Annotated in this window: 12 protein-coding genes; 7 read left to right on the top strand and 5 right to left on the bottom strand. The window is 65.0% G+C overall.

What is annotated here, in order from left to right; translation table 11 throughout:
* Positions 1 to 14: 14 nt before the first annotated feature.
* Positions 15 to 1,475, bottom strand: coding sequence for an AAA-type ATPase lid domain-containing protein (locus tag CH273_RS07140; protein ID WP_032394137.1), 1,461 nt, complete (start codon positions 1,473 to 1,475; stop codon positions 15 to 17).
* Between the two features lie 155 nt (positions 1,476 to 1,630).
* On the opposite strand from CH273_RS07140, the gene CH273_RS07135 reads away from it, so the two are divergent.
* Genes CH273_RS07135 through CH273_RS07120 form a run of 4 tightly spaced genes read left to right on the top strand, consistent with a single transcriptional unit; the run spans position 1,631 to position 4,865 of the window.
* A complete protein-coding gene (locus CH273_RS07135; RefSeq protein ID WP_032394136.1) occupies positions 1,631 to 2,674 on the top strand; it encodes an amidohydrolase family protein in 1,044 nt (347 codons plus the stop codon).
* Between the two features lies 1 nt (position 2,675).
* Complete coding sequence (locus CH273_RS07130; protein WP_032393796.1) at positions 2,676 to 3,464, top strand: iron-sulfur cluster assembly protein; 789 nt, start codon at positions 2,676 to 2,678, stop codon at positions 3,462 to 3,464.
* 5 nt (positions 3,465 to 3,469) lie between these two features.
* Positions 3,470 to 4,495 (top strand): NAD(P)-dependent alcohol dehydrogenase, encoded by a 1,026-nt coding sequence (locus CH273_RS07125; RefSeq protein ID WP_032394135.1) that lies wholly within the window; start codon positions 3,470 to 3,472, stop codon positions 4,493 to 4,495.
* A 46-nt stretch (positions 4,496 to 4,541) separates the two neighbouring features.
* On the top strand, positions 4,542 to 4,865 hold the full coding sequence (locus tag CH273_RS07120; protein ID WP_027498443.1) for a putative quinol monooxygenase: 324 nt from the start codon (positions 4,542 to 4,544) through the stop codon (positions 4,863 to 4,865).
* 6 nt (positions 4,866 to 4,871) lie between these two features.
* On the opposite strand, the gene CH273_RS07115 is transcribed toward CH273_RS07120, so the two are convergent.
* Together CH273_RS07115 and CH273_RS07110 are read right to left on the bottom strand one after the other, a co-directional pair.
* Positions 4,872 to 5,774: an alpha/beta fold hydrolase gene (locus CH273_RS07115; RefSeq protein WP_032393795.1), complete on the bottom strand. Its 903-nt coding sequence runs from the start codon at positions 5,772 to 5,774 to the stop codon at positions 4,872 to 4,874.
* Between the two features lie 40 nt (positions 5,775 to 5,814).
* The gene (locus CH273_RS07110; RefSeq protein WP_032393794.1) at positions 5,815 to 6,603 is read right to left on the bottom strand and encodes an RsiV family protein; all 789 of its coding nucleotides are present in this window, start codon (positions 6,601 to 6,603) and stop codon (positions 5,815 to 5,817) included.
* 121 nt (positions 6,604 to 6,724) lie between these two features.
* On the opposite strand from CH273_RS07110, the gene CH273_RS07105 reads away from it, so the two are divergent.
* Positions 6,725 to 7,078 carry a VOC family protein gene (locus CH273_RS07105; protein WP_032393793.1) on the top strand — a complete coding sequence of 118 codons (354 nt, stop codon included), beginning with the start codon at positions 6,725 to 6,727 and terminating at the stop codon, positions 7,076 to 7,078.
* A gap of 116 nt (positions 7,079 to 7,194) precedes the next feature.
* Here the strand turns inward: CH273_RS07105 and groL are convergent, their stop codons facing one another.
* The gene (gene groL, locus CH273_RS07100; RefSeq protein WP_008713461.1) at positions 7,195 to 8,820 is read right to left on the bottom strand and encodes a chaperonin GroEL; all 1,626 of its coding nucleotides are present in this window, start codon (positions 8,818 to 8,820) and stop codon (positions 7,195 to 7,197) included.
* 407 nt (positions 8,821 to 9,227) lie between these two features.
* Here groL and CH273_RS07095 point away from each other — a divergent pair, with 407 nt between their 5' ends.
* Positions 9,228 to 10,709 (top strand): amino acid permease, encoded by a 1,482-nt coding sequence (locus CH273_RS07095; RefSeq protein ID WP_032393792.1) that lies wholly within the window; start codon positions 9,228 to 9,230, stop codon positions 10,707 to 10,709.
* Between the two features lie 55 nt (positions 10,710 to 10,764).
* Here the strand turns inward: CH273_RS07095 and CH273_RS07090 are convergent, their stop codons facing one another.
* Complete coding sequence (locus tag CH273_RS07090; protein WP_032393791.1) at positions 10,765 to 11,679, bottom strand: serine/threonine-protein kinase; 915 nt, start codon at positions 11,677 to 11,679, stop codon at positions 10,765 to 10,767.
* A gap of 244 nt (positions 11,680 to 11,923) precedes the next feature.
* Between CH273_RS07090 and CH273_RS07085 the strand changes: the two genes are divergently transcribed.
* Positions 11,924 to 13,789, top strand: a complete 1,866-nt coding sequence (locus tag CH273_RS07085) for a BCCT family transporter (RefSeq protein WP_032393790.1) — start codon at positions 11,924 to 11,926, stop codon at positions 13,787 to 13,789.
* Positions 13,790 to 13,791: the final 2 nt, after the last annotated feature.

Here is a 13,791-nt window from a genome sequence, read left to right as displayed (position 1 = left end):
TCGAGGGTAAGCGATCAAGAACGAAGCGTGATGCCGTATCGGTCGCGTTTGCGATAGATGGTCGCTCGACTCATCCCGAGTTCCTCGACCGCGTCGTTCATGGTGATGCCGGGGCGAGAGAGCACGCGGATCATCTCGTCGCGCTCGAACGTCTCGATGCGCGTGAGCCGATGGGTGGTGCGCGAGAGCACCTCCGGCGGTAGATGGTGGACTCCGATGACGTCGGCGCGGACGGCTGCCTTGTGCATCACCGTGGCCAGCTCACCGACGTTGCCCGGCCACGGATGTTCGCGCAGCGCTCGCTCGGCAGCGGGGGTGAGCGTGACCTGGCGGCCGCGTACTCGACCGGCCAGATGGAGGGCGAGCGGGGCGATGTCGTCGGGCCTGTTTCGCAGCGGCGGTACCTCGACCACGGTGCGCAGCAGTCCCGCGAGTGCCGGGGGCACGTCGTCGTAGTTCGACGCCGTGACGGTGACGGGTACGCCGTGGCCGGCGCGGCGGATCAGTTCGGCGAGGGCGTCGGCTGCACGCGCGGGAAGCCTGTCGACATCGCGGATGATCACTGCCGTATCGGGTTTCGGCAGCTCGGGCGTCCAGAGGTCGAGCCAGGCGTCGACGTCGCGGGCTGCCGGTGCTCCGGCGCTGAGGATGCGGCCGCGCGGGCGTGCCGCGCGCAGTGCGCGAGCGAGCACGGTGGCCCGGCCCGATCCCGGCTCTCCGACCATGAGAATCGAACCATGTTCGGCCAGAGCAGCTTCCGCAGACTCCAGTGCACTACGCCAGCCAGGGGAAAGGTCGTCGAGGATGCCTGATCCCGGCCCGCTGTGAGCGGTCTCGACCCGGAACACCTCACCGCGCGGAGCAGGCCGTGGATGCTGGCCCTGTGCCCGCGCGAGCATCATCGCCGAGGTGTTGCCTGCCGCCGACTGCGCAAGGGCCAGAAGCAGATCCGACGACGACTCCGACCAGGTGGTCAGATTGACGCAGCCCTCCACCCTGCCGGTGAGGGGATCGAGGACCGGCGCAGCCGCGCACGTGTAGCCGGCGAGCGAGAGCGAGTAGTGTTCGTCCGCCCTCACCACTGCGGGCACCTGATCCGCCAGCGCCAGCGCCAGGCCGTTGGTACCGGCCTGGTCCTCCGCATACGAGAAGCCGGGTGCCAGATGCACACGGTCGAGCGCGGCCAGCAGATCGCGATCGGCGCTGACTCGGTCCAACACGAGACCGTCGGCGTCGGTGAGCATCATCGACACCGGTTCGTTCGCCAACGTGTCGCGCAACCCGTTGAGCACCTCGCGGCCGCATCGGTAGAACAGGGACTCGTCGTCGTAGGTTCCCGAGAAGACCGGAGCAACCTCGTCGAGCGACACCCCGTACCGCTGGCTTCGGTGCCAGGACGCGAGGAGCCGATGCGAGACGGCAGCGAGCGGCTCCGAGTGGAGTCGGGCTCGCGAGAGACCCCCGGAATCGGCCATGTGATCCAGGTTACATTCGCATGTCGCCATCTGTGCCGGGGCAGCGTCTCGAATTGAGACGCCGAGGCCGCGACGCCGGCTCGATTCGGACCTACCGTCGTTCCCATAACGACGTGACGCACGTCACGTATCGCACCATCCGGGAGGCACACCGCATGTACACCAAGAATGGCGAGAAGTTCTTCATCGTCGACGCTCACATCGCTCTGTGGGACGCGCGGGAGCAGAACCAGCGCAACATCCACGGCAAGCAGTTCATCGACTGCTTCTACGACTACCACCGCAACCTCTCCCCCGAGAGCGAACTGTGGACGTACGACGAGTACCTCTACCAGGGTGGCGAGCGCCTGATGCACGACCTGTTCGAGGTCGGCTACGTCGATCACGCCATCTTCCAGCCCGCCCACCTCGGCGAGTTCTACAACAACGGGTTCGGACAGACCGAGGAGGCGTCGGCGTTGGCCGCCGCGCACCCGGACAAGCTGACCTACAACCACCACTTCGATCCGCGCAACGGCGAACGTGGCCTCGACCAGCTGCGAGCCGACGCCGAGCGCTTCGGACTCAAGGGCGTCAAGCTCTACACCGCCGAGTGGCACGGCGATTCCCGCGGCTACAAGCTCGACGACGACTGGACGCGGCGCTACCTGGAGGTCTGCCGCGAAGTCGGCATCAAGAACATCCACGTGCACAAGGGGCCGACGATCCGTCCGCTCGATCGAGATGCGTTCGACGTAGCGGACGTCGACCACGTGGCCACCGACTTCACCGATCTGAACTTCGTCGTCGAACACTGCGGACTGCCCCGGCTCGAGGACTTCTGTTGGATCGCGACCCAGGAACCCAACGTGTACGCCGGTCTCGCGGTGGCCATTCCGTTCATGCACACACGTCCGAAGTACTTCGGCCAGATCATGGGTGAGCTGCTGTACTGGCTGGGCGAGGACCGCATCTTCTTCTCCTCCGACTACGCACTGTGGACGCCCAAGTGGCTGGTCGAAGGATTCGTCGACTTCCAGATCCACGAGTCCCTCGACGAATACGCTCCCATCACGCTCGAGCAGAAGAAGAAGGTGCTCGGACTCAACGCCGCCAAGCTCTACGACATCGAGGTCCCTGCAGAGCTGCAGCTGCCCGACGCCGACGAGACCGAGACCGGACCGCGTCAGCCCGAGCGCGCCGACCTCGCGGCGGTGTGAGATGACGACTGCCACGACCACCAGGAAGGACGAGGCCTACGCCGCCCTCGGTGTCGTCCTGGATCCCGAATTGGACGAGCCCATCACCGATCTCGGCTTCGTCCGATCCCTGGAGGTCGACGAGAGCACCGTCCACGTTCATCTGCGGTTGCCCACGTCGTTCTGCTCGCCGAACTTCGCGTACCTCATGTCGGGGGATGCGAAGGACGTGCTGACGGCACTGCCGTGGACCGAGCATGTTCTCGTCGAACTGGACGATCACCACGACTCGGACAAGATCAACGCCGGCCTCGCCGCCGACGCGGGATATCGAGGCACCTTCGGCCACGAAGCCGAGGAGGACCTCGAGGAGTTACGAGCGACGTTCCGCCGCAAGGCGTATGTGGCGGCGATGGAACGTTCTCTCCAGGGGTGGCTGCGAGCGAACCCCGGTGCGACCGAGAACGACTTGGCCGCAGTGGTTCTCGGGGATCTTGCGGACGATCGCACGTCGACCGCTCTGCTTCGCCGCCGCGAGGCACTCGGGCTGAGAATCGACCCGGCCGCTCCGGCGTTGGTCGACCACACCGGTCGCCCACACACCGGTGATCTGACGATGGTGATGCGGCGCGCCCGCGCCACCCGCGTCTCGATCGACGGCAACGCGCACTTCTGTCGTGGGTTGCTGCAGACTCGCTACCCCGGCGCGGAAGAACAGCAAGTCCCTCGCGAGGAGGGCGCGTTCATCCCCCTCACCTCCCTCACCTCCCTCACCGTCCAGCACACCACAACACAGGAGCAGTCACGATGAGCACGATGCGCGCCGTCCAGGTGGTCGGGTATCACAAGAATCTGGAGATGACCGAGGTACCGATTCCCGAGGTTCGAGGCCCTCTCGACGTGATCGTGAAGATCGGCGGGGCAGGCGTGTGCCGCACCGATCTGCACATCCTCGAAGGCCAGTGGGCCGAGAAGTCCGGTGTCACACTGCCGTACACGATCGGACACGAGAACGCCGGATGGGTGCACGCGGTCGGTTCGGCCGTCACCAACGTCCGCGAGGGCGACAAGGTGATCCTGCATCCGTTGGTCACGTGCGGACTGTGCCGGGCGTGCCGGTCCGGTGACGACGTGCATTGCGAGAGCAGTGATTTCCCCGGGATCGACACCAACGGCGGGTACGCGGACTATCTGCGGACCAACGCCAGGACAGTGGTGAAGATCGACGATTCGCTCGAACCGTCCGCGGTGGCAGCGCTGGCCGATGCAGGCCTGACGGCGTACCACGCCGCCGCCAAAGCGGCCCGGCGGCTGACTCCACGCGACAAATGCGTCGTCATCGGTGCAGGCGGCCTCGGCCACATCGGTATCCAGGTGCTGGAGGCGCTGTCGCCAGCGGAGCTCATCGTCATCGACCGCAACGCCGATGCCGTCAAGCTCGCCCTGACTCTCGGTGCCGATCACGCCGTGGTCGCCGACGGCAGCCAGATCGACCAGGTCATGGAGCTCACGGGCGGATTCGGCGCCGAGGTCGTTCTCGACTTCGTCGGCGAAAATGGCTCCACCGCAGAGGGATTGGCGATGACCAGACGGGCCGGTGACTACCACGTGATCGGCTACGGCGAGAACGTCGACGTGCCGACCATCGACCTGGTGTCGGCGGAGAAGAACATCGTCGGCAACCTCGTCGGGTCCTACAACGACCTGTGCGATCTGATGTCTCTCGCCGCGCGCGGTGCCGTGAATCTGCATACGCAGACCTACGCACTGGACGACTTTCAGAGTGCCATCGACGACCTCGACAACGGACGGGTTCGCGGCCGCGCGATTCTCGTACCCTGAAATCGGGTAGTAACCACCGACACAACCCCAACAACGAGGAGCAACGTTGATCTTCATCACCGCCAAGTTCAAGGTCAAGCCCGAGCACGCCGACAACTGGCCCGAGATTTCGCGCGACTTCACCGAAGCCTGCCAGGCCGAGGAGGGGTGCCTCTGGTACTTCTGGTCACGCACCCTCGACGACCCGACCGAGTACGTCCTGGTGGAGGCCTTCAAGGACCCCGATGCCGGTGCGACACACGTGAACTCGGATCACTTCAAGCAGGCGCAGAAGGATCTCCCGCCGTACCTGCAGGAGACACCGAAGATCATCAGCCAAGAGGTCGACGGCACCGACTGGAACGAATTGGGCGAACTCGCCGTCGACTAGATCGTTCTAGCTCCGTTCTCGATCCCGGACCACCTGGCCCAGCGTCACGACCGCGTCGGCGAACTGTCCCGGCAGTTCCTGAGGCGGGTTGTGGCCGCAGTCGATCTGCCGAACGTCGATCAGATCGGTGAAGTGCGCCGCGTGGTCCGGGCTGCCGTACAGCGAGGCAACGGTGTCCTCGGTCGGATCGATCACGATCGTGGGCACCGTGATCCTCGGTTGCTCGGTCAGCGATTCCTGCGTCGCTGCATAGGCCGGGTCCCCGGCCTCGATGCCGTAGCGGTGGCGGTAGGAATGCACGGACACGTCCACGAAGTCGGGGTTGTCGAACGAGGGTGCGGTGGCCGCGAACTCGGAGTCACCGAACCGCCAGGTCGGCGACCAATCCGTCCACAGTGTCTGTGCGATCTCTGCGCGATGGGCCGCGAGCCCGGCCCGGCCCCGCTCGGAGTGCAGGTAGTACTGATACCAGTACCGCTTCTCGAGATGCGGCAACACCGGCGTCGACACTGCCGCGGCGATGTCCTGGACCAGGTAGCCGGACACGCTCACCAGGCCCGACACCAACTCCGGCCACATCGCGGCGACGACGCACGCCGCTCGCCCACCCCAGTCGTAGCCGGCGACGATGGGCTCGTTCAGTTCCAGCGCGAGAATCAACTCACGCAGGTCGTGGCCGATCGCGGCCTGCTCTCCGGATCGCATCGTGTCGGCGTCGACGAACCGGGTCGGTCCGAAGCCCCGCAGATACGGCACCACCACGTCGTATCCGGATTCGGCGAGCAGCCTGGCGACGTCGTCGTAACCGCGTGGGTCGTACGGAAACCCGTGTAGCAGCACCACCGAGGGACCGGACGGATCGCCGACGCGGTCGAACTCCACATCCAACACTCCTGCGCGAATCATCATGGGTCCATGCTCGCATTGCGGTGGCGGTATGCGCCGAGGGTCAACTGCTCAACACGTCCTGCATGCCGGGCGCGAGAACGTCGGACAGGTCGGTCCATGGGACGGTGATCGTGATGAGGCCGATGCCATAGGCCCCCACCTGGTAATCACCGAAGTGAATGTTCATCCCCTCCGGTGATGCGGTCCAGTTGCCGAAGTCGGCCACCGTCGGCTCGATGCCCGAGCGCTCGAAGTCCTCGCCGGCCCGGGTAGTCGGAAGAATCTTCGCCGCTTGCTCGGACAACCTCGACAGACCGGCATCGAGATCGGTGAACGCGTCACCGAGGGTGATCGGCTGTGCGGTGTCGACCTCGATCGTCACGGTCGAGATCAGCGAATCACCATGGGCGCCGGCAGGCACGGCGATCCAGTCGGTGATCTGTTCGGAACTGATCACGCGCCTACCGACGTAGGTAGAGCTCGGCGTGTAGCCGTCGCCGAGAGCGAAGTCCTGTCCGTTGTGGCCGTCGATCAAGTCCTGCAAGGCCGCCCGCATCGATTCGTTGAACTCCGCCGTCACAGCGGGATCCCCACCACTGAGCTGCGGAATGGCGACATCGTAGGTTGCATGTTCCGTGGATCCGGTGACCCGAGTGCTGCCGACGACGTACGACTCGGCGGCATTCGACGTGGTGGGAGGAGGGGTACTCGTCGGCTCGGCGCGCTCGGTCGTGGCCGGTGCATCGGAGGTCGTCGACGCGGACGCGGGCGTGGCGGTTCCCGAAGTGGAACAACCCGCGAGGGCCGCTGTCACGGCAAGTGCGGCAGCCATCGAGCGAATGCGAGTCATGACCGACCCTAACCACTGCGCGTCGACTCACTCAACAGGAAACAACTGCGGAGCACCGACTCCGCAGCTAGCGTCGAACCGTTCGGTTCGTCTCGACCGGCCACGTTTCGGAGGGAGTTCGATGAGAACCAGGAGCATCATCACCAATCTGCGCGTGCCGAACGTGGACGCGGCCAAGTCGTTCTACACCGAGTTTCTCGGTCTGCGTTCGGAGGAGTTCGACATGGGCTGGGTTGCGCGGCTGACGTCGCCCGACCGCCCGGTCAGCGTTCAACTCGTAACCGAAGATGCCAGCGCACCGGAGGATTCGGTGATGTCGGTGCACACCGACGATGTCGACGGCGCGTACACCGAAGCCCAGAAGTTGGGCTACGAGATCGTGTATCCGTTGACGACCGAACCGTGGGGTGTTCGCCGCTTCTTCGTTCGCGCTCCCGACGGCAACGTCATCAACATCGCGTATCACCGGGACTGACTGCTTCGAATCGGGTGCAGCCGACCGCGCCAGGCGCGGCCCAGTGCACCCGATTCGAACGCGAAAAAGCCCGACCCCGCAGAGCGGAGTCGGGCTTTTTCAGCGAGGGGCCGGACTCAGAAGTCCATGCCGCCCATGCCACCGGTCGGATCGCCTGCGGGCGCTCCGGCCTTCTCGGGCTTGTCGGCGACGACGGCCTCGGTGGTGAGGAACAGAGCCGCGATGGACGCTGCGTTCTGCAGTGCCGAGCGGGTGACCTTGACCGGGTCGTTGATGCCTGCAGCGAGCAGGTCCTCGTACTCGTTGGTCGCGGCGTTGAGGCCGTGACCGGCGGGCAGGTTGGAGACCTTGTCCGCAACGACGCCGGGCTCGAGGCCAGCGTTGAATGCGATCTGCTTGAGCGGAGCGGACAGCGCGACGCGAACGATGTTCACGCCGGTTGCCTCGTCACCGTCGAGCTTGAGGTTGTCGAGTGCGGGCGCTGCCTGGAGCAGTGCCACGCCGCCACCGGCGACGATGCCTTCTTCGACGGCTGCCTTGGCGTTACGCACGGCATCTTCGATGCGGTGCTTGCGCTCCTTGAGCTCGACTTCGGTTGCCGCTCCGGCCTTGATGACTGCAACGCCACCGGCCAGCTTGGCCAGGCGCTCCTGCAGCTTCTCGCGGTCGTAGTCGGAATCGGAGTTCTCGATCTCGGCGCGGATCTGGTTGACGCGACCGGCGATGGCGTCGGAATCTCCCGAGCCCTCGACGATGGTGGTCTCGTCCTTGGTGATGACGACCTTGCGTGCCTGACCGAGCAGCTCGAGTCCGGCGGTCTCCAGGGAGAGGCCGACCTCTTCGCTGATGACCTCGCCGCCCGTGAGGATGGCGATGTCGGCGAGCTGAGCCTTGCGGCGGTCACCGAATCCGGGAGCCTTGACGGCCACGGACTTGAAGGTGCCACGGATCTTGTTCACCACGAGGGTGGAGAGAGCTTCGCCCTCGACGTCCTCGGCGATGATGACGAGCGGCTTGCCGGACTGGATGACCTTCTCCAGCAGCGGCAGCAGGTCCTTGACGGTGCTGATCTTGGAGCTGACGAGCAGGATGTACGCGTCTTCGAGGACGGCTTCCTGACGCTCTGCATCGGTGGCGAAGTACGCCGAGATGTAGCCCTTGTCGAAGCGCATGCCCTCGGTGAGCTCGAGCTGCAGGCCGAAGGTGTTGGACTCCTCGACCGTGATGACGCCTTCCTTGCCGACCTTGTCCATGGCCTCGGCGATGAGCTCGCCGATGGACGGGTCGCCTGCGGAGATGCCAGCGGTAGCAGCGATCTGCTCCTTGGTGTCGATCTCCTTGGCGGACGCGAGCAGCGACTCGGTGACGGCTGCAACAGCCTTCTCGATGCCGCGCTTGAGGCCGAGCGGGTTCGCGCCGGCTGCGACGTTGCGCAGGCCTTCACGGACGAGTGCCTGAGCGAGAACGGTAGCGGTGGTGGTGCCGTCGCCTGCGACGTCGTCGGTCTTCTTGGCGACCTCCTTGACGAGCTCGGCACCGATCTTCTCGTAGGGATCTTCGAGCTCGATCTCCTTGGCGATGGAAACACCATCGTTGGTGATCGTGGGAGCTCCCCACTTCTTCTCGAGTACGACGTTGCGACCCTTGGGGCCCAACGTCACCTTTACTGCGTCGGCGAGGGCATTGAGGCCTCGCTCGAGGCCACGGCGTGCCTCTTCGTCGAACGCGATGATCTTGGCCATTGCGAAGTGATCCTCCGGATTGGGGGTGACACATTGCTGGCCGAGCTCGGTGCCCGCGACGGACGACCAGGGGTGTCGTTGATTCCCCGGCCTCACCGTGTCCCGACCTGGCACTCACGTGTCGAGAGTGCCAACTGCATTTCTAGCACTCGACCATGGCGAGTGCAAGGTCGTCCGCCGGGAGCGAACCACCGCCACCCTCGTGCCCGACGCCACCGCGCGGCGGCTGTCGCGAGCAGATGCTCACCTTTGCACGGGCCCTTCACACACTGTTCACATCCGTGGCCATTGTTAACATTCGGCATCTTCCGCACGAACGCCGAACGCTAATATCGTTCTGGGACAGTAGTTTTCACGTCATTTCAATTCGGACATACCCCCACAAAAGCGACAGTAAGGATCGAAACATGTCCGATACGGTCGACACCTCGTACGACAATTCGGCGATGGATCACGAGGAGGAGGGCTACCACAAGGGCCTCAAACCTCGTCAGTTGCAGATGATCGCGATCGGCGGCGCAATCGGCACCGGCCTGTTCCTCGGCGCGGGCGGACGCCTCGCCAGTGCCGGCCCCGGCCTGTTTCTCGCCTACGCCCTGTGCGGCATCTTCGTCTTCTTCATCCTGCGTGCACTCGGCGAGCTGGTCCTGCATCGCCCGTCGTCGGGCAGCTTCGTGTCCTACGCGCGCGAGTTCTTCGGCGAGAAGGCTGCGTTCGTCGCGGGCTGGATGTACTTCCTCAACTGGGCGATGACGGCCATCGTCGACGTCACGGCCATCGCGACGTACATGCACTACTGGGGCAGCTTCGAGGTGATCCCGCAGTGGGTCATCGCACTGATCGCCCTCGTCATCGTCATGTCCATCAATCTCGTCTCGGTCCGCTGGTTCGGTGAGATGGAATTCTGGGCGGCGATGATCAAGGTCGTCGCGCTGGTGACCTTCCTCATCGTGGGCATCGTGTTCCTCGCCGGACGCATTCCGGTCGGCACCGAGGTGCCGGGTATCAACCTGATCACCGACAACGGCGGCTTGTTCCCGTCCGGAGCATGGCCACTGGTGATCGTGATCTCGGGTGTCGTGTTCGCCTATGCCGCAGTGGAATTGGTGGGGACGGCTGCGGGTGAGACCGAGAACCCGGAGAAGATCATGCCGCGGGCGATCAACTCGGTCATCGCTCGTATCGCACTGTTCTACGTCGGCTCGCTGGTGTTGCTGGCCGTGCTGATGCCGTACACCGCGTACCAGGCCGGGACGTCGCCGTTCGTGACGTTCTTCTCGAGCATCGGCCTGGGCGGCGCGGGCACCATCATGAACATCGTGGTGCTCACCGCCGCGTTGTCGAGCCTGAACGCCGGGCTGTACTCGACGGGCCGCATTCTGCGCTCGATGGCGATGAACGGCAGCGCGCCGGAGTTCACCAAGAAGATGACCAAGGGCGGCGTACCGTTCGGCGGCATCCTGCTCACCTGCTTCATCACGCTGTTCGGCGTCGCCCTCAACGCGATCGCCCCGGGCGAGGCCTTCGAGATCGTGCTGAACATGTCCGCGCTCGGCATCATCGCCAGCTGGGCGACCATCGTGCTGTGCCAGATACAGCTGTTCCGCTGGTCCAAGAAGGGCATCCTCGAACGGCCCAAGTTCCGGTTGTTCGGTGCGCCGTACACCAGCTACGCAACCCTGGTGTTCCTGTTCGGCGTACTGGTGCTGATGGCGTTCGACGCCCCGATCGGCAGCTGGACCATCGCCACCCTGGTGGTCATCATCCCCGCGCTGATCGGCGGCTGGTTCCTGGTGCGCACCAAGGTGCTCGCCGTCGCCGAGGAACGCCTCGGCTACACCGGTCAGTACCCGGTGGTGGCGAACCGTCCGGTCGATCCGGAGGAGTGAACCCGTGAGCGAAGGCCCCACACCGACTCGGTGTGGGGCCTTCGTCGTGTCGCGGTCAGGAAAACTTGAGCCAGCGCGATCGGCTGAACGGCGATCGGCGCGGCGGCGGTTCCGGAACTCCCGCTTTCACTGCTGCCGCCACCGCATCGCTGAGCTCGGCGCAGGTTCGGAAGCGATCCGCCGGGTCCTTCGCCAGCGCGCGTGCGACCACGGCGTCGAGGCCTCGGGGCAACGAGCGTCGACGCCGTGTCACCGACGGCGGCTCGGCCGTGAGGTGTGCAGCGGTGATGGCCAACGGCGTGGCCAGCGGATACGGCGTCCGGCCAGTTGTCAGTTCGACGAGCGTGGCCCCCAGACCGTAGACGTCGGTCTGCGCACTGAGCACTCCCCCGCGCAGCAGTTCCGGTGCCGCGTACGGGATGGATGCCATCACCGTCCCACCCGCAGCGAGCGGAGTCGCATCCCCCAGTAGGCGTGCAATTCCCCAGTCGGACAACATCACCTGCTCGTAGCCGTCGATTCGCTCGGTGGAGACGAGGATGTTGGCCGGCTTGACGTCCCGATGCACGACGCCCTGCGAGTGGGCGTAGTCGAGCCCTTTGGCCACCTCGGCGACGATGCGCGCCACCCGGGACACGTCGAGAGCGATCTGTCCGCGGGCGACCAGCCGCGCGGCGCTGTAGCCGTCCACGTAGTGCATCGACATCCACAATTGGTGCTCGAACTCACCGTGCTCGTGCACCGACACGATGTTCGGGTGCACCAGTTGCGCTGCGACGGCCGCTTCCATCCGAAACTTGTTGCGCAACCTCGGCGATCGAGACGCGTCCCGGTCCAGGATCTTGAGGGCCTCGAGCCGATCGTGGCCGCGTCCGAGAACCAGATACACCTCGCTCATGCCCCCGACACCGAGGCGGCGCTGCACCCGAAATCCCGCGAACTCCGAACCCGGCTGCAATCGCATCGTCATGGAATCGCCTGCCGCACAGGACTACTCGCGCCGCCGTAACCGACGGGTGACACGATCGGACACGTCCGCAGCATCGACAGAACTGTAGTCCGTTCCAGGGCTCGAGGCGACTCGGCAGTTTCGCCACCAGCGCCGATGTCGTTTATGGTGATTACCGGTACTTGACCGAAACAAGAGAAAAAGAACGGCAAACCGATAACGGTCAGCCGATTACGGTGACTCGAGTTGTAAGGAAGTCAAGTAAGTGAAAGCAATAAAAGAAGCCTGGGGAGGCCTGCTCAAGCCGGTCTTCGTCCCCGCCTCGGTCATCATCTTCGTCATGATCGCCTTCTCCGTGATCTACGCGAGCACGGCGGCAGACTCGTTCGAAAAGCTCAACGAGGCCATCACCGCGGGCGTCGGCTGGTGGTACATCCTGGCCGCGACCGGCTTCGTGCTGTTCTCCCTGTACTGCGGCCTGAGCAAAGTCGGCAACATCCGGCTCGGTCGCGACGACGAGAAGCCCGAGTTCGGCGTTCTCTCGTGGTTCGCCATGCTGTTCAGCGCAGGCATGGGCATCGGCCTGGTGTTCTACGGCGTCGCCGAGCCGCTCTCGCACTACGTGACGCCACCCGAGGCGGGCGGCGTTCCCGGTAGCACCGACCCCGCTGCACGACAGGCCATGGAGCTCACCCTCTTCCATTGGGGCCTGCACGCCTGGGCCATCTACGTCGTCGTCGGACTCGGCATGGCGTACATGACGTACCGCAAGGGTCGCCCGCTGACCGTCCGCTGGCTGCTGGAGCCGCTGCTCGGCCGCAAGCGCATCGAGGGTCCGATCGGCCACGCCATCGACACCGTTGCCATCGTCGGCACACTGTTCGGCGTCGCGACCTCACTCGGGTTCGGTGTCCAGCAGATCTCCGCGGGCCTCGAGTACCTCGGCTGGGTCGAGACCACCAATTGGTTCGTGATCGTGCTCATCGCCGCCATCACCGGTATCGCCACCTTCTCGGTGGTCAGCGGTGTGTCCAAGGGCCTCAAGTGGCTCTCGAACATCAACATGGGACTGGCAGCTGCACTGGCCCTGTTCGTGCTGCTCCTCGGCCCGACACTGTTCCTGATGCAGTCCTGGGTACAGAACCTCGGCGGCTACGTCCAGGCTCTTCCCGAGCTGGCCCTGCGCACCTCGCCGTTCTCCGACGACGGCTGGGCCGGCGGCTGGACCATCTTCTACTGGGGCTGGTGGATGAGCTGGGCACCGTTCGTCGGCATGTTCATCGCGCGTATCTCCCGCGGCCGCACCATCCGTGAATTCGTGTTCGGTGTGCTGCTCGCTCCGACCATCGTCGGCTCGCTGTGGTTCACCATCTTCGGCGACACCGGCATCCTTCGGCAGCGCAACGAGGGCGATCTGCTCGACGCCGAGGGCGCGGTGAACACCGACACCAGCCTGTTCCAGGTGCTCGACGGCCTCCCGATCGCCGCGATCACCAGCGTCATCGCCATCGCGGTCATCGTGTTCTTCTTCGTCACGTCCTCGGACTCGGGATCGTTGGTCATCGACATTCTCTCGACCGGTGGGGAACTGGAAACCCCGAAGATCACCCGGGTCTACTGGGCCGTGCTGCAGGGCGTGGCCGCGGCCGTGCTGCTGCTCGTCGGTGGTTCGAGTTCGCTGACGGCGCTGCAGACGATGTCGATAGCCACGGCCGTGCCCTTCTCGATAGTGCTGGCACTGGCCTGTGTGTCGATGCTCAAGGCGTTCCGCTACGACGTCGCCACCACACCGCGGTACGTGCGCGTGACCACCACCTCCGACGTCGCAGACGAGGAGCCGACGGTGTCCGCACCTGCCGCACCTCGAAAGCGTGCGACGGCCGGGATCTCCACGACGTTCTCCGGACTGTCGCCGTCGCGGGAGGGGCTGACATCCTCTCGCGCCGACGGAAGCGTCGTACTGGCAGTGCACGAGGTGCCCAACGAACAGCTCGAGGTTCATCCCGAAACCGGGGCGGTCGAGTACTCCGGAGACAATGCTCCGGTCGACCCACTCGGCGGCGAAGTCTTCGACACGCAGGAATTCGCCGACTCGGCCGAGGGCCAGAAGGACAGCAACCACACCGACTGACC

This window comes from Rhodococcus sp. 05-339-2, from assembly GCF_002258965.1.
In the GTDB taxonomy this organism is placed as follows: domain Bacteria; phylum Actinomycetota; class Actinomycetes; order Mycobacteriales; family Mycobacteriaceae; genus Rhodococcoides.
This window is presented reverse-complemented; position numbering and strand designations above follow the sequence as displayed.